The 21,257-nt window shown below is 70.1% G+C and carries 20 protein-coding genes; all 20 read left to right on the top strand.

What is annotated here, in order from left to right:
* The first annotated feature begins 49 nt into the window (after positions 1-49).
* The 20 genes from wbaP to QN163_06385 all read left to right on the top strand — a co-directional run bounded on the left by wbaP (position 50) and on the right by QN163_06385 (position 21,252).
* Entirely contained in the window at positions 50-1,495 is a 1,446-nt protein-coding gene (wbaP, locus tag QN163_06480) for an undecaprenyl-phosphate galactose phosphotransferase WbaP (protein ID MDR5683653.1), read from the top strand.
* 74 nt (positions 1,496-1,569) lie between these two features.
* On the top strand, positions 1,570-2,583 hold the full coding sequence (locus tag QN163_06475; GenBank protein ID MDR5683652.1) for a sugar phosphate nucleotidyltransferase: 1,014 nt from the start codon (positions 1,570-1,572) through the stop codon (positions 2,581-2,583).
* 109 nt (positions 2,584-2,692) lie between these two features.
* Positions 2,693-3,121: a 50S ribosomal protein L13 gene (rplM, locus tag QN163_06470; GenBank protein MDR5683651.1), complete on the top strand. Its 429-nt coding sequence runs from the start codon at positions 2,693-2,695 to the stop codon at positions 3,119-3,121.
* Between the two features lie 9 nt (positions 3,122-3,130).
* The gene (gene rpsI / locus QN163_06465) at positions 3,131-3,526 is read left to right on the top strand and encodes a 30S ribosomal protein S9 (protein ID MDR5683650.1); all 396 of its coding nucleotides are present in this window, start codon (positions 3,131-3,133) and stop codon (positions 3,524-3,526) included.
* Positions 3,527-3,670: 144 nt separating this feature from the next.
* The gene (locus tag QN163_06460) at positions 3,671-4,792 is read left to right on the top strand and encodes a LysM peptidoglycan-binding domain-containing protein (GenBank protein MDR5683649.1); all 1,122 of its coding nucleotides are present in this window, start codon (positions 3,671-3,673) and stop codon (positions 4,790-4,792) included.
* Between the two features lie 115 nt (positions 4,793-4,907).
* A complete protein-coding gene (locus tag QN163_06455) occupies positions 4,908-6,266 on the top strand; it encodes a cyclic 2,3-diphosphoglycerate synthase (GenBank protein MDR5683648.1) in 1,359 nt (452 codons plus the stop codon).
* A gap of 38 nt (positions 6,267-6,304) precedes the next feature.
* Entirely contained in the window at positions 6,305-7,240 is a 936-nt protein-coding gene (gene argF, locus QN163_06450) for an ornithine carbamoyltransferase (GenBank protein MDR5683647.1), read from the top strand.
* Between the two features lie 7 nt (positions 7,241-7,247).
* A complete protein-coding gene (cdaA, locus tag QN163_06445) occupies positions 7,248-8,051 on the top strand; it encodes a diadenylate cyclase CdaA (GenBank protein MDR5683646.1) in 804 nt (267 codons plus the stop codon).
* A gap of 3 nt (positions 8,052-8,054) precedes the next feature.
* Positions 8,055-9,248, top strand: coding sequence for a CdaR family protein (locus QN163_06440; protein MDR5683645.1), 1,194 nt, complete (start codon positions 8,055-8,057; stop codon positions 9,246-9,248).
* A 5-nt stretch (positions 9,249-9,253) separates the two neighbouring features.
* The gene (locus QN163_06435; protein MDR5683644.1) at positions 9,254-10,708 is read left to right on the top strand and encodes a phosphoglucosamine mutase; all 1,455 of its coding nucleotides are present in this window, start codon (positions 9,254-9,256) and stop codon (positions 10,706-10,708) included.
* A complete protein-coding gene (locus QN163_06430; protein MDR5683643.1) occupies positions 10,705-11,097 on the top strand; it encodes a VanZ family protein in 393 nt (130 codons plus the stop codon). The genes QN163_06435 and QN163_06430 overlap by 4 nt, the downstream gene beginning before the upstream one ends.
* Positions 11,098-11,530: 433 nt before the next feature.
* Positions 11,531-12,658, top strand: coding sequence for a fructose-1,6-bisphosphate aldolase/phosphatase (gene fbp, locus QN163_06425; GenBank protein ID MDR5683642.1), 1,128 nt, complete (start codon positions 11,531-11,533; stop codon positions 12,656-12,658).
* A 64-nt stretch (positions 12,659-12,722) separates the two neighbouring features.
* Entirely contained in the window at positions 12,723-14,549 is a 1,827-nt protein-coding gene (gene glmS / locus QN163_06420; protein MDR5683641.1) for a glutamine--fructose-6-phosphate transaminase (isomerizing), read from the top strand.
* Positions 14,550-14,626: 77 nt separating this feature from the next.
* Complete coding sequence (locus QN163_06415) at positions 14,627-14,782, top strand: Trm112 family protein (protein ID MDR5683640.1); 156 nt, start codon at positions 14,627-14,629, stop codon at positions 14,780-14,782.
* 105 nt (positions 14,783-14,887) lie between these two features.
* Positions 14,888-15,262 carry a holo-ACP synthase gene (acpS, locus tag QN163_06410; protein ID MDR5683639.1) on the top strand — a complete coding sequence of 125 codons (375 nt, stop codon included), beginning with the start codon at positions 14,888-14,890 and terminating at the stop codon, positions 15,260-15,262.
* Positions 15,259-16,851: an NAD(P)H-hydrate dehydratase gene (locus QN163_06405; GenBank protein MDR5683638.1), complete on the top strand. Its 1,593-nt coding sequence runs from the start codon at positions 15,259-15,261 to the stop codon at positions 16,849-16,851. Before acpS ends, QN163_06405 begins: the two co-directional genes overlap by 4 nt.
* The gene (alr, locus tag QN163_06400) at positions 16,832-17,911 is read left to right on the top strand and encodes an alanine racemase (GenBank protein MDR5683637.1); all 1,080 of its coding nucleotides are present in this window, start codon (positions 16,832-16,834) and stop codon (positions 17,909-17,911) included. Before QN163_06405 ends, alr begins: the two co-directional genes overlap by 20 nt.
* 6 nt (positions 17,912-17,917) lie before the next feature.
* A complete protein-coding gene (pxpB, locus tag QN163_06395) occupies positions 17,918-19,453 on the top strand; it encodes a 5-oxoprolinase subunit PxpB (GenBank protein MDR5683636.1) in 1,536 nt (511 codons plus the stop codon).
* A 78-nt stretch (positions 19,454-19,531) separates the two neighbouring features.
* Positions 19,532-20,533, top strand: a complete 1,002-nt coding sequence (locus QN163_06390; GenBank protein MDR5683635.1) for a D-cysteine desulfhydrase family protein — start codon at positions 19,532-19,534, stop codon at positions 20,531-20,533.
* Complete coding sequence (locus tag QN163_06385) at positions 20,530-21,252, top strand: gamma-glutamyl-gamma-aminobutyrate hydrolase family protein (GenBank protein MDR5683634.1); 723 nt, start codon at positions 20,530-20,532, stop codon at positions 21,250-21,252. The genes QN163_06390 and QN163_06385 overlap by 4 nt, the downstream gene beginning before the upstream one ends.
* The last annotated feature ends 5 nt before the right edge of the window (positions 21,253-21,257 follow it).

The raw sequence follows: 21,257 nt of genomic DNA, 5'->3' as shown, positions 1-21,257 counted from the left end.
GAGGCCGGGCCAGGGTGGAGTGAGGGCACGTAACCCCCAGGCCACGAGCATGCGCGAGCAGAAGGGGATCCGCGGTTTCGAGCTGCCGGTGGTGGTGACGTCGGCGAGGCCGGGGCTCGCGTCCTTGCTGCTCGCGGCTTCGGACGCGGCCGCTCTGACGGTGGCCTGGTGGCTAGCGGTGCAGGGCCGACTCCTGGCCGGTGGCGTCCTGTCGCCGGAGCTCTACTGGCAGCTGTGGCCTGGGACTGTGCTGCTGGTGCTCGCCAACGGGCTGCAGGGACTGTACCCGGGCTTCGGCACGAACCCGGTTGAGGAACTGCGCCGGACGAGTGCGTCCGTCAGCCTGGTCCACCTAGTGGCCGGCGCGGCTACGTTTGTCGTCCGCGGCGCTGAGGTGTACTCCCGGGCGGTGTTCCTCGTCGCTTGGCTGCTCGCGCTGGTCCTAGTCCCGGTGGGGAGGGCCGCGGTGCGGCACGTCTTCTGCCGGAGCCGGTGGTGGGGGTATCCGGTGTTGGCGCTGGGTGCTGGTGAGACCGGTCGGCTGGTCACCGAGACACTGCGCCGGCAACCCGGCATCGGGCTCAGGCCCGTCGCGCTGCTCGACGACGACCCGGACAAACACGGACGCATGATTGACGTCCCGGTCGCCGGCGGGCTGGACCTCGCTCCCGTGCTGGCCCGAGACATGGGGATTACGTACGCGATCCTGGCGATGCCGGGCGTGGCGAGGGACCGGCTCGTACACATCATCGAACAGTACGGTCACACCTTCCACCACCTGCTCGTGATCCCGGACCTGTTCGGCATGTCGAGCCTGTGGGTGACGCCGCGCGACCTGGGAGGCACGCTGGGGTTGGAGGTTCGCCAGACGCTGTTGTTGCCCTGGCCGCGCCGTCTGAAGCGGTTGCTGGACCTGGTTCTGATCGTCGCTTCGGCTCCGGTGTTGCTGCCACTGGTGGCCTTGCTCGCGGTGCTGATCCGGATGGACTCGCCGGGGCCTGCGTTCTACGCGCAGGACCGGGTTGGGCGGGGAGGCCACCGGATCCGGGTCTGGAAATTCCGCACCATGGTCCAGGACGCCGACCGGGTCCTCGAGCGCCTCCTCGCCGGGGATCCGAAGATGCGGGCCGAGTGGGAACACGACCACAAGCTGCGCGACGATCCCAGGCTTACGAGGATCGGCCGTTTTTTGCGCCGGACCAGTTTGGACGAACTGCCGCAGGTGTGGAATGTGCTGCGGGGTGAGATGAGCCTTGTGGGTCCACGGCCGATCGTGCAGGAGGAGGTCAAGCGGTACGGTGAGAGGTTTACGCTGTACGCGAAGGTCACACCGGGTATGACCGGGCTGTGGCAGGTTTCGGGCCGAAGCGACACGTCCTACGCGGAGCGCGTCGCCCTCGATACCTACTACGTCCGCAACTGGTCGGTGTGGCTGGACCTGTACATCCTGGCCCGCACGCTGTGGGCAGTGCCCTTCGGCAGGGGGGCCTACTGACCGCCCGGTCTCCCATCACACTCTACCTGCACACTCTACCGTTGCGGCGACTGTATGCCGGCATTATGATGCCGATGTCTGTGACGTCAGTCACGGGGGAAGCGTTGCGCGCGATCGTGCCGGTGGCGGGTTTCGGTACGCGGCTGCGGCCGCACACCTACACAGTCCCCAAGGCACTCATGCCGGTGGCCGGCCAGCCGATCCTGGGGCACATCCTGGACGAGTTGACCTCCATCGGGGTCGAAGAAGTCGTGTTGGTCGTGGGCCACCTCGGCGAGAAGGTCGAAGCGTACGTCCGCGAGAACTATCGGATCCGCGTCCACTTCGTCCGGCAGGAGCAGCCGCTGGGCAACGGGCACGCCATCTACGTCGCGCGCGAGTTCCTTCGGGCCGAACCGGTGCTGATCATGCTGGGCGACACGATCTTCCGCGGCGACTTCGCACCGGTGCTGCGCAGCGACGTCTCGCTGATCGGTGTCCGGGAGGTGGCCGACCCGCGGCGGATGGGGATCGTGGAACTCGACCGAGATGGCTTCGTGCGCCGGCTCATCGAGAAGCCCGAGCATCCTTCCACCCATCTCGCGATCACGGGCGTCTACTTCCTGCGCAACGGGGCTCTGTTGCGCCGGTGCCTGGAGCGGCTGGTGGACGAGGACCACCGGGTGCGCGGCGAGTACTGGCTGGCGGATGCCCTGCAGTTCTATGTGGACTCCGGCGAGCCCGTCCGAACGTTTCCCGTGGAGGAGTGGTACGATTGCGGGACCGCTGAGGCGCTGCTGGAAGCCAACCGGGCGTTGCTGGACGTCTTGAACCCCACGCTCCAGGACATCCCCGGCGGCGTCGTCCGCCCCCCGGTGGCGATCGCGCCTACCGCCGTCATCGAGGAGTCGGTGATCGGTCCCCACGTCTCGGTCGCCGACGGGGCGCGCATCGTCCGTTCGGTGGTCCGCAACTCGATCGTCAACCGCAACGCCACTGTGGAGAACGTGGTGCTGGACGGGTCGCTGATCGGGGAGGGCGCGTACCTGGAGGGGCGCCCCACGCGGGTGAACCTCGGAGACGACTCCGAGATCGCACTGGGCGGCTGAAGGCGAACGCGCTGTGGCCCGCGCGTTTGACACCCGTGCAGGCGCATAGTATCCTGCACGTTGGTTTGCCTGATCCGGGGGTGGCTCGGGCAGAGATCCGGGGGAGGCGGTGAAGACGTTTCAGCAGAAGCCCGCAGACGTCAAGCGCGACTGGTTCGTCGTCGACGCCGATGGCAAGGTGCTCGGGCGGCTCGCCAGCCGTGTGGCTGCGATCCTGCGGGGCAAGCACAAGCCGACCTTCACGCCGCACGTGGACGGCGGCGACTTCGTCATCGTCGTCAACGCGGCCAAAGTGCGGCTGACCGGCCGGAAGGCCGAAAGCAAGATCTACTACCGACACAGCGGCTATCCGGGCGGGCTGCGGGCGACATCGGCGGGACAGCTGTTGCGCAGCAAACCCGAGTACGTCGTACGCGAGGCGGTGGAGCGGATGCTGCCCAAGAACCCGCTCGGCCGCGCCATGCTGCGGAAGCTGAAGGTCTACCGGGGCGCGGACCACCGGCACCACGCACAGCGGCCGAAGCCGCTGGAACTGTAGGGAGGCGCCATGGCGACGCTGACTCTGCCCCACGGGACGGGACGCCGCAAGGAGGCAGTTGCGCGCGTCATCCTGCGCCCGGGGTCCGGCAAGATCGAGGTCAACGGAAAGCCGTTCGAGGTCTACTTTCCGACCGCTGCCCGGCGCATTCGAATCATCGAGCCTCTGGCGGTCACCAACAACGAGGGTCGGTTCGACGTGCTGGTCAACGTCCGCGGGGGCGGGGTAACCGGACAGGCCGACGCGGTGCGCCACGGCGTCGCCCGCGCCCTACTGAAGGTGGACGAGGGACTGCGTCCCCAACTCCGCAAGCACGGCCTGCTTACGCGAGACCCGCGCGCCAAGGAGCGCAAGAAGTACGGCCGCAAGCGGGCCCGCAAGGCGTTCCAGTACTCCAAGCGGTAAGGTAAGGAAGGACCGTCCCGGGACGACGGCTCGGAAGGCCGACCCGGTATCGTCGTGCCGTGCCGCGGGCTGCTTGGCCCGCTTCTTGCTCCCTTCTTGCCCCCATGGAGGGTTCGCCGGGCCGGCCGATCCCTCTGAGTTGCTATGCTTCGGACCCGCATCGCCGCAGGTTTGCTGTGCTGGGCGGTTGCCGTCGCCGTGGTGGTCGGCCTGCCCGAGCAGGTCCTAGCTGCGCGCTATCACGTGGTGCAGCCGGGCGAGACCCTCTACCGCATCGCAATCGCCTACGGGGTCGACGTGGCGGAGTTGATGCGTCTCAACCGGATCACCGACCCGACGCGGGTCAGGATCGGCACGCGACTGCTGATCCCGGATTCAAGGCAGGACGAGCGAGCACCGGTGCAGGCTGCGCCATCGACCGCCGCGGGGGAGCGGGTGCACGTGGTGCAGGCCGGAGAGAACCTGTATAGGATCGCGCTGCGCTACGGCGTGACCGTGACGTCCATCCAGGAGGCCAACGGGCTGTCCGACGATCGGATCACGGTCGGGCAGCTGTTGAGGATCCCTGCCGGCCAGGCGCCCGCTCTGTCCGCGGACGCCCGCACAGACTGGTTCCGAGACGGGCCGATCGGCAAGACGGTGACCGTCTTTCGGCCGGTGCAGGTGCGTGAGCATCCTACGTCCGGGGCCGCCGTCGTGGCCGAACCCAGTGCGGGAAGCTCCCTGGAAGTTGTCGAGCTGTCCGTGGGATGGTTCCGCGTGGCGCTCGGGGACGGCCGGCGCGGTTGGGTCGTGGCAGCGCAGCTGCGTGCGGTGGCGCAACTGCCAGCCGCCCAGCCGCCTCCCGGCCCCGAGGGCCGAACGGCGCAGCGCCCGACGGTGCCCGCCGGTCTCTCCCCCGACCGACAAGCGGTGGTCCGAAACGCCCTGGCCATGTTGGGCACCCCGTACCGGTGGGGCGGGGCGGACCGGAGCGGGGTCGACTGCTCGGGGCTGGTGGTGCTGGCGTTCGCCGGGCGGGCGCGGCTGCCGCGGACGTCGTACGAACAGTGGAAAACAGGAACCCCCGTCGCCGCCGCCGGCCTCGCCCCGGGCGACCTCGTGTTCTTCAACACCGACGGTACTGGCGCAGGTCACGTGGGGATCTTCATCGGCGACGGACAGTTCGTGCACGGCTCGTCGGCCGGACGCGGCGTCGTGATCTCCTCCCTGGACGACCCCTTCTACCGCCGTACGTACATCGGAGCCCGCAGAGTCCTGCCCTAGCCTCCGACGGGTCGCATCCTGTCGCCGCGCCGGGCGCTTTTGCGGTCGCCATACAGGACTCGCTCTGACACCCGCAGAAGATGCACGACGGCGACGTTCCTCCACAGGAGGCCGTGTGACGCGCACCCGTGTGATCATCCTCGGCGCCGCAGGGCGCGACTTCCACAACTTCAACGTCTACTACCGCCAGCGTCCCCAATACGAGGTCGTGGCGTTCACCGCGTCCCAGATTCCCCAGATCGAGGGGCGTCGGTACCCGCCGGAACTGAGCGGCCCCCACCACCCAAAGGGCATTCCGATCGAGCCGGAATCTCGGCTGGAGGAACTGGTCCGCTCGCATGCCGTGGACGAGGTCGTGTTCGCCTACAGCGACGTCTCGCACGAACACGTGATGCACCTGGCCTCCCGGGCACTGGCCGCGGGGGCGGGCTTCCGGCTGCTGGGTCCGCGCGACACGATGCTGCAAAGCGACCGGCCGGTGCTCAGCATCGGGGCGGTGCGGACGGGAGCGGGCAAGAGTCCGCTGACGGGGTACGTGGCGGGCCTGCTCAAGGACCTTGAGGTTCGGGTCGCGGTCGTGCGCCACCCGATGCCCTACGGCGACCTGCGCCGCCAGGTCGTGCAGAGGTTCGCATCGTTGGAAGACCTGGACGCTCACCAGACCACGATCGAAGAACGGGAAGAGTACGAGCCCCACATCCGGCGGGGGCAGACGGTGTTCGCGGGAGTGGACTACGAGTTGGTCCTCGCCGCCGCCGAACAGGATGGGGACGTGATCGTGTGGGAGGGCGGGAACAACGACTTGCCGTTCTTCTCTCCCGACCTGCACGTCGTCGTCTGCGACCCGCTGCGGGCGGGGCACGAGGTCCGATACCACCCGGGCGAGGCGAACGTCCGGACCGCGGACGTCATCGTCATCAACAAGGTGTCCAGCGCATCTCCCACCGAGGTCGAGACGGTGCGGCGCAACGTGCGGGAACTCAACCCGCGGGCGCAGGTCGTGGAATCGGACCTCGTGATCGCCGTCGACGACCCCCAGGCGCTGCGCGGCCGACGGGCTTTGGTGATTGAAGACGGGCCGACGGTCACGCACGGGGAGATGGGCTACGGGGCCGGTACGGTCGCGGCAAGGGAGCACGGCGCCCAGATCGTCGACCCGCGGCCTTTCGCGGTTGGTACGATCCGCGCGACGTACGATGCCTACCCGCACCTAGCCGACGTCGTGCCGGCGATGGGGTACGGCGAGCAGCAGGTCCGCGAGCTGGAGGAGACGATCCACCGCAGCGACGCGGACGTCGTGGTGATCGGCACGCCCGCTGACCTGCGGCGTGTGCTGACCCGCCTGGACAAACCCGTCGTGCGCGTGACGTATGAGCTCGCCGATCGTGCGGACCAACTCCGCCAGATCGTGACAGCGTGGTGGGACCGTGTGGGCAACCGGTTCCGCGCGTCGACCGGACCGGACCGGCGGTGAGCGCGAGAGGCAGGGTTGCGCGGAAGGTAGGGTAGGAGATGGGAAGGACGCTGCGCGGCCGTGACCTGATCTCGATCGACGACCTGTCGGGCGAAGAGATCCGCGAGACCCTGGCCCTCGCCGCGGAGATGAAGCGACACCTGCGCAGCGGCCGCCCGCACGAGACGCTGCGCGGCAAGACGCTGGCGATGCTGTTCGAAAAACCCTCGTTGCGGACCCGTGTCACCTTCGAAGTGAGCATGCGGCAGCTGGGCGGAAGCGCGGTCTACCTCGCCCCCCAAGACGTCCAGCTGGGGTTGCGGGAGAGCGTGCGTGACGTGGCGGCCAACCTCAGCCGGTGGGTCGACGCCATCGTGGCGCGGACGTTCGCCCACCGCACCGTCGTCGAACTCGCCGACGGTGCGGACGTACCGGTCATCAACGGCCTGTCGGACCACGAGCACCCGTGCCAGGTGTTGGCGGACCTGCAGACGATCCACGAGAAGCTGGAGGGTTTTGCCGGCCGCACCGTCGCCTGGGTCGGCGACGGCAACAACGTCTGCCACTCCCTGTTGCTGGCCGCCGCGAAGGTGGGTCTGTCGGTGAACGTGGCCACCCCACCTGGCTACGAGCCGCATCCCCAGGTGGTGGCCTCGGCGCAGGCCCAGGCGGAGCGCAGCGGAGGAGCCATCCGACTCACGAACCGTCCGGCCGACGCGGTCCGGGGCGCGCAGGCCGTGTACACGGACGTCTGGACGAGCATGGGCCGGGAGGCCGAGCGAGAAGAACGCGCGCGGGTCTTCGCACCCTTCCAGGTCAACGCCCAGCTGTTGGCCGCAGCCGATCCCCAGGCGATCGTGCTGCACTGCCTGCCGGCCCATCGGGGCGAGGAGATCACCGACGAGGTCCTGGACGGGCCCCGGTCCGTAGTCCTGGACCAGGCGGAGAACCGACTGCACGCGCAGAAGGCGCTGCTGGCGCTGGTGATGGCGTGAGCCGGCCATGACTTTGCCGATCGAGCTGCGCATCGCCGACCTGCTTGACATCGCCATCGTGGCGTTCGTCGTCTACCAGGTAATGGTGCTGATCCGCGGCACCCGTGCGGTCCAGCTCGTGCAGGGGATGGCGGTGCTGTTCTTGGTGTACGCGGCCGCCAGCGCCCTCCGCCTGTACACGCTGCAGGCGATCCTCGGTTATCTCGGCTCGATCATCCCCGTGGCGCTGCTCGTGCTGTTCCAGCCTGAGATGCGGCGCATCCTCGAACAGATCGGGCGCGGCCGCTTCCTGTGGCCGGGCATCCAGCTCGACCGCGAGGCGGCGCTGCGTCTGGTCAACGACGTCGCGCGCGCGGCCCGGGTGCTCTCGCAGCGGCGCATCGGTGCTCTGATCGTACTCGAGCGGCGGACGGGGCTGGGCGACTTCGCAGAGACCGGCGTGCGGATGGACGCAGCGGTCACCGTCCCGCTGCTGATCAACATCTTCTTCCCGAACACGCCGCTGCACGACGGCGCGGTGATCATCCGCGGGAACCGCGTGGTGGCCGCCGGATGCCTCCTGCCGCTGAGCGAGAGCCCGCTGCTCAGCCGTGCGCTGGGGACCCGGCACCGCGCGGCGGTCGGCATCACCGAGGGCACGGACGCGGTGGCCGTCGTCGTTTCCGAGGAGACGGGGACGATCTCGCTGGCCCGCGACGGTTCCCTCACCCGGGGCCTCAGCGAGGAGGAACTGAAGGCCGAACTGTTCCGGCTGTTCGCCAGCCCCCCGGCGCAACAGACCGCTTTATGGCCATGGCGGCGGACCGCATGACAGATGCGCCGGCGTGAGCGCAACGCCTACATCGTCATCTCGGTGGCCGTCGCCGTGGCCATGTGGTACTTCGTCGGCGCGGCTCAGAACCCGGAGGTCGAACGCTGGCTGGCGGCGGAGTTGCGGGTCCGCGGTCTCAGCGCCGACCTGGTGGTCGTGCAGGCGCCGGAACGCGTGGAAGTCCGGGTCCGCGGGCCCCGCTCCGCCGTTGCGGCGCTGACGCCGGTGGGCATCGCGGCGTCCGTCAACCTGGCCGACGTGGCGCTGCAGCCGGGAGAGTACCGCGTGCCCGTCCGCGTCGAAGTTCCCCCCGGCATCCAGATCGGCGCGGTGCGACCCGAACAGGCACTCGTCGTGGTGGACACGGTCGTCGGACGCGAGTTGCCCGTAGAAGTGGTGATGCGGGGCAGCCCGCCCGTGGGCGTCATCCCAGGTCAACCGGTCGCCCAGCCGGCCCGCGTCTTCGTGCAGGGACCCCGTTCGCTGGTGCAGCAGTCGGAGCGGGCCGTGGTGGTCATCGACGTCAGCGTGGTGCGCAATACGGTGATCGAGAACCTGCGCGTGCGGGTGCTGGACGCCGGAGGGGCGGAGGTGGGGGGTCTGTCGGTGCGGCCGCAGACGGTGCAGGTCACCCTGCCCGTCAGCGAGGGGTTGCTGACGCGAACGCTGCCGGTAGTCCCGACCATCACCGGCCAGCCGCAGGCAGGCCTTTCGTTGGCGCTCGTGCAGGCGGAACCCGCTGTCGTCACGGTCGTGGGGCCGCAGGAGGTGGTCGTCGGCCTCACGTCGGCGACGACCGAACCGGTGGACATCAGCCGCGTGGACGGGGAGGTTCGGCGCATGGTGGACCTTGTCCTGCCCGATGGGGTGCGCGCCGAGGGGCTGCGCGCGGTGACGGTGCGGCTCGCGGTGCTGCCAGCGCCGGTGTCCCGCCTGCTCGAGTCGGTGCCGTTGCGCATCGAGGGCCTGGCTGCTGGCCTCGAAGCCGTGCCGGAAAGCCCGACCGTGCGCGTCACCGTCGTGGGGCCCAAGGAAGCGGTAGAGCGGTTGGACGCTGGACAGATCGCAGCGGTCGCAGACCTCAGCGGCCGCAGCGGCGAGCGCGTGCGGGTCCCCGTGCGCGTGAGACTTCCGGAGGGCATCCTGCTCGCGCGCGTGGAACCGGCCGAGGTCGCCGTCCGCCTGCGACGGAGGTGAGCGGGGTGGGGCGGTTGTTCGGCACGGACGGGATTCGCGGAGTGGCCAACGAGACGCTGACGCCGGAGATGGCGTTCGCAGTCGGACGTGCGGCGGGGACGGTCCTGGCCCGAGGGGGGACGTTCGTCGTCGGTCGCGACACGCGCGTGTCGGGACCCATGCTCGAGGCGGCTCTGGTGGCGGCCCTGTGCTCCGTCGGCGCCCGCGTCGTGCGCGTCGGGATCATGCCCACGCCGGCGGTCGCCTACCTGGTGCGGGCTGTAGGCGCGGACGCCGGTGTAGTCGTGTCTGCGTCCCACAACCCCGTGGAGGACAACGGCATCAAGTTCCTCGGACGCACCGGCCAGAAACTGCCGGACGCCGTGGAGGACGAGATCGAGCGCGCGATCGGTGAGGACGGACCGCGGCCCGTGGGGACGGACGTGGGCGTGGCGACCGACCTGGTCGACGCGGAAGAGCGCTACCTGCGGTATCTGGTCTCCCACGCGCGGCGCGCGGACGGGCTGCGCGTCGTCGTGGACTGCGGTTTCGGGGCCGCCTACCGGGTTGCCCCACAGCTGTGGACCCTCTTAGGATCCGAGGTGATCGCCCTCAACGACGACCCCCACGGGACGCGCATCAACGTCGGATGCGGGTCCACCTCTCCGGAGGTGGTCGCCTCCGCGGTTCGCGTACACGGGGCGGACATCGGCTTCACGCACGACGGCGACGCCGACCGCGTCATCGCCGTGGACGAAAACGGTGCGGTCGTCGACGGCGATCTCATCATGACGGTCTGTGCGCGGCACCTGGCGCGTCAGGGCGTGCTGCAGCCCCGCCGCATCGTGGCCACGGTGATGACGAACCTGGGCGTGGAGCGCGCGCTGCGCGAGGACGGGATCGAGGTGGACCGCGCGCCGGTGGGGGACCGCTACGTGCTGGAGCGGATGCTGCAGACCGGGGCGGTGCTGGGCGGTGAGCAGAGCGGACACATCATCTTCCGCCGCCTCCCCGTCCACGGGCGGCCGATCCTCCCGGAGACCGATCCGCCACTCACGTCTCACACCCCTCCCCGGACGCCACTGGTGCGGGGTGAGGTGGAAGCGGAGGACTCCTCGGCCTGGACCGAGGGGCTGCTCACCGGCGACGGCCTGATGACCGCCGTGCAACTCCTCAACGTGGTCGTCCAGACCGGACTCCCCCTCAGCCGGCTGGTAGAAAACGTCCGACGGTACCCGCAGGTGCTCGTCAACGTGCGCGTGGGATCGAAGGACACAGCCATGGCCGACGCGCGCGTGCGCGAGGCGATCGCGCAGACCGAGCGGGCGATCGAAGGGCGCGGCCGGCTGCTCGTACGGCCCTCGGGCACCGAGCCCGTGGTCCGGGTCATGGTCGAGCACGAGGACGAAGACACCGCTCGGCGCCTGGCATCCGACCTGGCGGAGCAGATCGCTTCGGCGGTCGGGCCGGCGCGCCCGTGAGGGGGTCTGCGCCGCCGGCCCACGACGTCGCGGCGCGCAGCAGGATGTGGCGCGCGGCGTCCGCCGTCTGGATGGTACTGGTCGCGGTGGTGTCGCTGCTGCCTCAGGACGCGATCGGTGCGCTCTCGCGGACGGCCGGCGTGGCGGGACACGCGCTGGCCTATGCGGTGCTCACGTACCTGCTGGTGTGCTCGGGCGTCGGTGTGCGCCGAGCGGCCGTGGGCGCCTGGTGCTACGGCGCGTCGATCGAGTGTCTGCAGATGTTTTCGCCCGGTCGGACGCCTGAGGTCGCAGACCTGCTGGCCAACGGGATGGGCGTGGTGGCCGCTGCATGGGTCTTGCGGAGGTTGCATCGGCGTCGCGCCGGCCCGACCGGGCGGGGTGTATAATGGGCCGAGGAGTTTCGGTGGGGAGGTGGTTCGGGGGAGATCTGGCGAAAGCGCCAGGCCCGGCACCGTGCCCGGCGGTGGGTGGTAGACGACCCAGGGCCGGACGGTGAGTGCCGGGCGACGAGGCGGGGGATCTCGATGGGAGGGTCGTTCCTCCTATTCGGCGGGTGACCCCAGGCCCTGCTGACGGGCCTCCAGAACGCCATCTGGTTTGAAAAGGAAGCCGACAAAGCCGCGGGGGCGACCCCGGGACAAAGGGCTTCCCAGTCAGCGCTGGATCGGGCGCCTGCGGCGTCCGACGACTCGGAGCGGCGCGATGCCTCCCACCTCGCGCCGGTGTGCCGCCAAACCCACAACCGGCTTTCCCGCGGAGGAAGGATCTCCTTCGCGTTGTGTGCGCGAGCCCGAAACCTCGTGGAAGGAGGGATTTCGCATGCGGACGACTATCAGCGTGATCAAGGCCGACATCGGCAGCGTCGGCGGTCACACCCAGCCCAGCCGTGCGGTCCTGGACAGCGTGACGTCATACGTCCGTGAGGCCGGCGCGGGCCTGCTGATCGACAGTTTCGTGTGCCACACGGGGGACGACATCTGCCTCATCATGACGCACACACGGGGGACGGACTCACCCGATGTCCACGCGCTGGCGTGGGAGGCGTTCCGCCGGGGCACGGAGGTGGCTAAGGGGCAGGGGCTATATGGCGCGGGCCAGGATCTGCTCAAGGATGCGTTCAGCGGCAACGTGCGGGGGCTGGGACCTGCATCCGCGGAGATCGAGTTCGACGAGCGGCCCAACGAGGCCGTGATGGTGCTGGCGGCCGACAAGACCGAGCCCGGCGCGTTCAATCTCCCGCTGTACCTGGCCTTCGCCGACCCGATGTACTCCTCGGGGCTGCTACTGTCGGTGGACCTGCACGCCGGTTTCCGGTTCCGGATCATGGACGTCGATCACACCGAAGGTGACCGGACGATCGTGTTGGACGCCCCGGAGCGGCTATACGACATCGCGGCGTTGCTGCGCGACACGCACCGGTTCGTGATTGAGTCCATCTGGTCGCGCAAGCATCCCGGTGAGCAAGCGGCGGCGGTCTCGACGACGCGTCTGCGCAACATCGCGGGTCGGTACGTCGGCAAGGACGACCCGGTGGCAGTGGTGCGCGTGCAGAAGATCTTCCCAGCCACCGAGGAGTTCGGGCCGCCGTTCGCCATCGGCCAGTTCGTGGCGGGTGACACCCGGGGCAGCCACAACCTCCCGCTGATGCCGGTGCCGGTCAACACACCGGCCAGCACGTTCTTCTGCTGCCCGATGGTCTCCGCGCTGGGCTTCTCCGTGCACGAAGGACGCCTCACCGAGCCGGTGGACCTGTTCGCAGACCCCGTCTGGCAGCCGGTCCGCCAGCGTGTGGCAGAAAAGGCGGTCGAGATGCGGCGCCAGGGGTTCTTCGGGCCCGCGATGCTGCCGATGTCGGAGCTCGAGTACGGCGGCATCGTCGCGCGGCTGGAGAGGCTTGAGCAGGAGTTCGTGGTCACGCGCGAACCGGCGACCGTGTCCGGCACGTAGCAGACAGCCCGGGCGGATGACACAGAGCCGGCGGCTTGCCGCCCAAATATGCGGAGGTCGGACCATGTGCGGCATCATGGGCTACATCGGAGACAAGGACGCGGCAGCCATCCTCCTGGACGGGTTGCGCCGCCTGGAGTACCGAGGCTACGACTCGGCCGGGATCGCCATCGCCCACAACGGCGCAATCGAGGTGCGCAAAGCGGCGGGCAAGCTCGCCCGCCTGGCCGAGCTGGTGGACGCCAACCCGGTGGCCGGCACGGTCGGGATCGGACACACGCGGTGGGCGACCCACGGCCAGCCCACCGACGCCAACGCGCACCCGCACACCGACGAATCGGGCCGGTTCGTGGTGATCCACAACGGCATCATCGAGAACTTCCTCGCGCTGCGCGAGGAACTCGGCGCACGGGGACACGCCTTCCGGTCGGACACGGACACCGAGGTGCTGGCGCACCTGATTGAGGAGGAGTACCGCGGCGACATCGCCGAGGCGACGCGGCGGGCGGTGCGGCGGGCCACCGGCGCGTACGCGCTGGTCGCGATGTGTGCCGACGAACCCGGTCGCATCGTGGCGGTGCGCATGATCAGCCCGCTCGTCATCGGGTTCGGGCGGGGAGAGATGCTGCTGGCGTCTGACATCCCCGCACTCCTGCCGCACACGCGGGACGTCCTGGTCGTGGAAGACGGTGAGATGGTCGTGATCACGCGCGAGGGCGCAACCGTCCACCGGCTGGACGGGACGCCGGTGGAGCGCGCGCGCATGTACGTCACCTGGAATGCGGAGGAGGCCGAGCGCGGCGGATACCCGCACTTCATGCTCAAGGAGATCTTTGAGCAGCCGCGGGCTCTCCAGGAGACGATGATGGGGCGTCTGGACCGCGAAGACGCTGTCGAGCTGGAGGACGTCCGGTTTCCGCCGGGTTTGGCGGCGCGCCTGGACAAGATCTGGATCACGGCGTGCGGCACCGCCTACCACGCTGGACTCGTTGGCCGGGCGCTGTTTGAGACGTTGCTGCGCCTGCCCGTGGAGGTCGACTACGCGCACGAACTGCGCTACCGGGATCCCCTTGTGGGGCCGGATACCCTGACCGTCGCGATCAGCCAGTCGGGGGAGACCGCCGACACGTTGGCGGCGGCCCGCCTGTGTCGCGACCGGGGATCGCGGCTGCTGGCGATCACCAATGTCGTCGGAAGCACGCTCAGCCGGGAAGCCCACGACATCCTATACACGCGGGCCGGTCCCGAGATCGCCGTCGCGTCGACGAAGGCCTACCTGACCATGCTCGTCGGGCAGGTGCTGCTGGCCCTGTATGTGGGGAGGGAGCGCGGCAGCGTGGACGCCTACAGGGCCCGTGCGTTGGTGCGTGAGCTGAAGCTCCTGCCTCAGAAGGTCCAGGAGGCCCTCAACACATCTGGGGCGGTGGAAGGTCTCGCGCGGCGCCTGGTCGAGCGTGACGACGTCTACTTCATCGGCCGCGGGCTGGACTACGCGGTCGCGATGGAGGGTTCCCTGAAGCTGAAAGAGATCTCCTACGTCCACTCGGAGGCGATGCCCGCGGGCGAGCTCAAGCACGGAACCCTCGCGCTGGTCACCCACGGCACACCTGTCGTGATCGTCCTGACCCAGCGGCACGTATACGAGAAGACGATCTCCGGGCTGCAGGAGGTGAAGGCGCGCGGCGCGCACGTGATCGCGGTTGCCTACGACGACGACACCCAGATTGCCAAGTACGCCGACGACGTGCTGCGGATCCCGCGCACCGACGACCTGCTGAGCCCGGTGCTGTCGATCGTCCCCCTGCAGCTGTTGGCCTACTACGTGGCGCGCGAGCGGGGGCACGACATCGACCAGCCCCGCAACCTCGCCAAGAGCGTGACGGTGGAGTGAGCGGGGGCTGCAGACCCCCACCGCGGCTGCCGCCCCGGCGGGGAGGATGCGCCTTGGGGGGAACCGAAGACGCTGTCGTGGCCCTGGATCCCGAACTGATCGAGCTGCTGGCCTGCCCGGTGTGCAAGGCGCCCGTGCGCTCGGAGGACGACCGCTTGGTGTGCACGCTGTGCGGCCGCCGCTATCCTGTGCGGGATGGGATCCCCGTGATGCTGGTGGAAGAGGCGGAGTAGCGGCCGGGGATGGGTCGCAGGCGCGCGGCGTGCCGGGCTCGGCGGCAGCCGCGGGTCGTGCTCGGATTGCGGGGCGGCCTGCCGGGAGGTTGGTCGTTGCACATCGTGGGCGTGGGAGTGGACATCGTCGAAGTGGCACGAGTGGAGCGGGCGCTGCACCGTTGGGGGGAGGCGTTCCAGCGCCGCGTGTTCACCGAAGCCGAGTGGGAGGGCGCCGGGGCCGGACGCGCGCGGGCACGGCGTCTGGCCGGGCGCTTCGCCGCCAAGGAGGCGGTGATGAAGGCCCTGGGCTGGGGGTGGGGGCGCATCGGCTGGCACGACATCGAAGTCACCAATGAGCACGGCGGGCGCCCGGCTGCACGACTGAGCGGGGCGGCCGCACAGCTGGCAAAGCGAGCCGGGGTCGTTCGACTGCATGTCTCCGTCTCGCACGGCGAGTTGTACGCTACCGCAATGGCGGTGGCGGAGGGCGAGGCTTGAAGCTCCCAACGACGGAGCAGATCCGCGAGATCGAGCGTCGCGCGCTGGAAGAGGCGGGGCTCCCGACGGTCGTGCTGATGGAGCACGCCGGCCGCGCCACGGCCGTGACCGCCCTGCGGATGCTCAGGGCGAGGTCGGGACGCCGGGTGGTGGTCGTCTGCGGAAAGGGGAGCAACGGCGGGGACGGGCTGTGTGCCGCACGGCACATGGTGAACGCCGGGGCGGCGGTGCGTACCTACCTGCTTGCCCGTGACCAGGACCTGACCGGCGACAGCGCTACCAACCTCCGGGCGCTGCGGGCTTGCCACACCGAGGTCGACAACATCGTCGGTGCCAGCGATGCCGCTGTGCGGGGAATGGTTGCGGGTGCCGACCTGATCGTCGACGCCATCTTCGGCACCGGATTCCGCGGTCCGGCGGTAGGGATTCCGGCGCGGGCCATCGAGGCCATCAACGACAGCGGCACACCCGTGGTCGCCGTGGACGTCCCGTCGGGACTGGACGCAGACACCGGACGGATCGAAGGTCCGTGCGTCCGCGCGACGGTCACTGTGACCATGGGGCTGCCCAAGCTTGGGATGGCCGTCTATCCGGGGGCCGCGCACTGCGGGGAGGTGGTGGTCGCCGATCTGGGCATTCCCCGCAACGTCGTCATGGACAGCCGCATCCCCGCGGAGATCGCGACAGCCGCGCAGGTCCGCAGGTTCCTCCCCCCGCGCGCACCCGAGACCCACAAGGGCACCTACGGGCGGGTGCTGTTGGTCGCGGGTTCCGCCCGGTTCGCCGGGGCGCCAAAACTGACGGCGCTGGGCGCGCTGCGCGCCGGCGCGGGACTGGTCCGCCTGGCGGTCCCCGATTCGATCTTCGGGGCCGTCGCGGCGGACGTCCTAGAGGCCATGCCGGCCGGTCTGCCGGCTGCCGACGGCGCCCTGGACGCGGCCGCGTTGGACCCCATCCTGGAACTCGCCCAGGATGCCGACGTGGTGGCGATCGGGCCTGGACTGTCTGCGGCCAAAGGCGTCGAGGACGTCGTGCGGGGGTTGGTCGGGTCGTGCGACCGGCCGATGATCCTGGACGCCGACGCGTTGAACGTGCTGCGGGGACAGCATACGCTACTGCGCGGCGCCCGCGCGCCCGTAGTCATCACGCCGCACCCCGGAGAACTCGGGCGCCTGCTGGGCGTGGCCACTTCGGAGATTCAGAGGGGCCGGATCGAATCCGCGCGCTCGACCGCGCGTCTGACCGGCGCGGTGACTCTGCTCAAGGGCGCGCGCACGCTTGTGGCCGATCCGGAAGGGCGCCTCGTGGTCATCCCGACCGGAAACCCGGGGATGGCGTCCGGCGGGATGGGCGACGTGCTGACGGGTGCTGTCGCGGCGCTGGTGGGCCAGGGCCTCGGTCCATTCGACGCCGCCTGGGTCGGTGCGTACCTGCACGGCGCCGCGGGGGACTTGCTCGCCGCAGAGATCGGAGACCGCGGTCTGCTGGCGCACGAGGTCGCAGAGCGCCTGCCCGTCGCAATGCGGCGCGTGCGCATGGGGGAGATCTCCGAACCGTACCGCTACCTGCATGCGGCCGGCGTGGATTGAGGTCGACCTCGGTGCGATCCGCACCAACGTCGGCACGGCCCGGTCCTTTCTTGGACCGAGCACCCGCCTGATGGCCGTCGTGAAGGCGGACGCGTACGGGCACGGAGCGGCGCCGGTGGCTCGGGCGGCTCTGGAGGCGGGCGCGGCGTGGCTGGGCGTCGCGCTGCCGTCGGAGGCCGAGGCGCTGCGTGCGGCGGGGATCCGCTCGCCCGTGTTGGTGTTCGGCCCCGCCGACGCGGAGGAGATCGCGCGTGGCGCCGGCAGCCGGATCTCGTTCACCGTGTTTTCCCACGCGATGCTCGTCGCCGCGCGGCGCGCGGCGAATCCCGCCACGCCCGTTGCGCTGCACCTCGAGATCGACACCGGGATGGGCAGGGCGGGGTTCCGGGCGGAGGATGCGGTGCGGATCGCCGGCGATATCGCGTCCACGCCCGGTTTGATCCTCGAGGGCGTTTTCACGCACTTCGCGACCGCGGACACCGATTCGGGCTATGCCCGCCAACAGCTGGGGCGTTTCCTGGAGGCGATTGCGGCGCTGGAGGAGGCCGGGCATCGCGGGATCCTGCGCCACGCGGCCAACAGCGCGGCTCTGTTCACTCTTCCCGAGGCGCACCTGGACATGGTCCGGATGGGGATCGGACTGTACGGTCTGTCGTGCGGGGTGGAGGTGGCGGGCCTGCGGCCAGCGCTGCGGGTCGTGGCGCGGGCGGTACAGGTGAAGCGGGTGGCCGCCGGCACGCCGATCAGCTACGGCGCGACCTATCGGGCGCTGCGCGAGACCGCGATCGTCACCGTGCCGATCGGATACGCCGACGGGATCCCCCGGGCGTTGTCCAACCGAGGCCACGCGGCGATCGGCGGCAGGCGCGTGCGGTATGCCGGTCGGGTGTGCATGGACTACCTGATGCTGGACGCCGGCGACCTTCCCGTTGCCGAGGGAGACGAGGTCGAACTGCTCGGTCCACACGTACCCGCAGAAGAGGTGGCGGCGCTGTGCGAGACGATACCCTACGAGATCGTCTCTCGGCTGTCGCCGAGGCTGCCACGGCGGTACACCTGACGCCCGATGCACATCCTGCCCTTCGGGGAGTCGGCCGTGCTGGTGCGGCTGGAGACCGTAATCGATCCGGCGGTGCACCGTCGCATCCTCGCCTTGGACGCGGCGGTGCGGCGGATGGGACCGGGTATCGAAACCGTCCCCGCCTACGCCTCCCTCCTGGTCTTGTTCGATCGCGCGAGCACCTCATTGCCATCCATCGCCCGGGCTCTGTCAGCGGTGGATCCCGACACCGCCGAGTTCCCGGAGGGGCGTTCGCACGAAGTGCCCGTCGCCTACGGTGGCGGGTTCGGGCCCGATCTGGCGGACGTCGCCCGGTGGGCCGGGATCTCGGAGGGTGAGGTCGTGCGGCTGCACGCCGGCGTGGACTATCGCGTCTACATGCTGGGGTTCGCGCCGGGCTTCCCGTACATGGGCATCGTGCCCGATCGGATCGCCGCGCCGCGCCTGTCCCGACCGCGGCTGCGGGTTGCGGCCGGCGGGGTGGGGGTCGCCGGCAAGCAGACCGGCATCTACCCGGCGTCGACCCCCGGGGGTTGGCGGATCCTGGGCCGGACGCCGGAGGTGCTGTTCGACCCCGGACGCCAGCCTGCTGCGCTGTTCGACGTGGGGGATACGGTCCGGTTCGTCCCGATCCCCCACGGCGTGTGGCGCGAGCCGGAACCCGTCCGGTGTCCCGAAGCCCGAGGGGACAGGCGGGCGCTGGTCGTCCTGCGCAGTGGCTTGCACACCACGGTGCAGGACGGCGGACGTCCGGGACTCCGCCGCTACGGCGTTCCGACGTCGGGTGCCATCGACCGCGAGTCTCTCGGACGGGCGAACGCCGCCGTGGGGAACCCACTCGACGCAGCGGCCTTGGAGTGCACGTGGCCGGCCCCGATTCTCGAAGCGATTGAGGCCACGACGATCGCGGTGGCCGGCGGGGACTTCGCCGCGGAGGTGGACGGAAAGCCGATCGAGCCAGCACGGGCACTGGACCTGCGGCCCGGGCAGGTGCTGCGCTTTGTGGCACCGCGGAGGGGAATGTGGGTGTACGTCGCCGTACAGGGCGGCATTGACGTGCCGCCGGTGCTGGGCAGCCGCAGCACGCTCGTGCGAGCCGCCTTGGGTGGCGTGTCGGGCAGGACGCTGCGGACGGGCGACATCCTGTGCGTCCAGGCAGGCCCGCCGGGGCCCGCGTCCGCCGATGTGGAACAGACCCACGACGCGCCCATTCGGATCCTCCCCGGGCCGCACCCCGACGCGTTCGCCCTGGATGCCCTGGACAGGTTCGTCCGCGGCCGCTATGCGGTCAGCGCGCACAGCGACCGCAGCGGCTACCGTCTGGAAGGTCCGGCGGTCGAGCACACAGGACCGAGCGAGATCCTCTCGGAGGCCATGGTGGTGGGTGCGGTGCAGGTGCCGCCGGACGGTCAGCCGATCGTGCTCATGCCGGATGGGCCGACCACCGGCGGCTACCCGGTGCTGGCGGTCGTCGCCGAGAGAGATCTGGGCCGGCTGGCACAGAGGCGTCCGGGTGAGCGGGTCGAATTCGTCCTGGGCTGATTCCGGGGTTACACTGTTGGCATTGCAGTGCGAGCTGCCCGATAGCGAACCGCGACGATCACCGACGCCGAGGGATCGATGCTGATCGGAGACCTGCCGCGTGTCCGCCTGGCCTACCTGCCCACCCCGCTGGAGGAAGCGCCCCGACTGTCGGAGTACCTGGGCGGCCCTCGGATCCTCATCAAGCGCGACGATCTCACTGGGCTGGCGCTAGGCGGGAACAAGGCGCGCAAGCTTGAGTTCCTCATGGCCGATGCGCACCGACGCGGCTGCGACGTCGTGGTCACCGTCGGGGCGGTGCAATCCAATCACGCCCGTATGACCGCCGCCGCGGCGCGACGTCTGGGCATGACGGCGGTCCTGGTCCTGGGCGGCCCGCAGCCCCCGGCCTACGAGGGCAACGTGCTCCTGGACAACCTCTTCGGTGCCGAGTTGCGGTTCGTGGACGCCGAGGAGGACTACGTGATGGACGGCGTGCTGGAGGACACCGCCCGCGAGTACCAACGCCGCGGACACCGGCCGTACGTGATCCCCCGCGGCGGATCGAACGCGCTGGGTGCCGCGGCCTACCTGGCGGCGTTCGGCGAGTTCGCCGCGCAGTGCAACCAGATGGGGGTTCGTCCCGCCGCGGTCGTGCACACGTCCTCGTCCGGTGGGACGCAGTCCGGCCTGCTGACCGGAGCGCTGTTGGCACGCGCTGGCGTGCGGGTGATCGGCGTCAGCGCCGGCCCTCCTCGCGAGGTCTGCACCCACCGGATTCGCGGCATCGTCGCGGAGATGTCGGAGCGGCTGGGGCTGGACTTCCGGCTCCACGAAGACGATGTGGTGGTGCACGACGAGTTCGTCGGGCCTGGGTATGCGATCCCCACCCCCGAGTGCATCGCGGCCATCCGCCTCGTTGCGCGTACGGAGGGCGTGCTCTTGGATCCCGTGTACACCGGCAAGGGCATGGCGGGCCTGATGGCCATGATCCGACAAGGACGGTTCGCCCGCGACGACGCCGTCGTCTTCTGGCACACCGGCGGTCAGCCCGGGCTGTTCGCGTTCCGCGCTGCGCTGGAGGAGCGTTTCGGGGCATGAGGCGGGTGACAATTGGCGTGACCTGGTGCGGCGACGAAGGGAGACAGGTGTACTACGAGCGCGCGGTCGCAACCGCCGGAGGGTCCATTCGTCGCATCACGGTCGCCGATGCGGTGCGGGCGGGGGAGGTGCTGTGCGGACTCCAGGGTCTGCTGCTGACCGGCGGGCCGGACGTCGACCCCGCTCACTACGGCCAGATGCGCCTGGAACCCCCTGCGCTGCACGTTCCCGTGACGGTCGACCCGGCTCGGGACGCCCTGGAGCTGCCGCTCGTCCGGATGGCGCTCGAGCGCGACCTGCCGGTGCTCGGGATCTGCCGCGGCGTCCAGGTCCTCAACGTGGCGGCGGGTGGAGATCTGGTCCAGGACGTGAAGTTGCTCGGCCTCGAGCGCAGCGCGCACGACCAGGCCCGCCGCTCGCCGCCGCTCGTGCCGCACGCGCCCGGCCACTGGGCGCGCATCAGCCCCGGTACGCGGCTCGCAGCGATCGTCGGTGCAGGCCGCGTGGGCGTCAACACGTTCCATCACCAGGCCGTCGGGCGCCCGGCCCCCGGACTCGTCGTGGCGGCGTCCGCCTCCGACGGCGTGGTCGAGGCGATCGAGTCAGCGGTCCACAGGTTCGTGCTGGGCGTCCAGTGGCACCCCGAGCGGATGGCGGAACGCGAGGTCTGTCAGCAGGCGATCTTCGAGGCCCTCGTGCTGGCCGCCGGGCAGACGTAGGGCTC

Source organism: Armatimonadota bacterium (genome assembly GCA_031432545.1).
In the GTDB taxonomy this organism is placed as follows: domain Bacteria; phylum Sysuimicrobiota; class Sysuimicrobiia; order Sysuimicrobiales; family Sysuimicrobiaceae; genus Caldifonticola; species Caldifonticola tengchongensis.
This window is presented reverse-complemented; position numbering and strand designations above follow the sequence as displayed.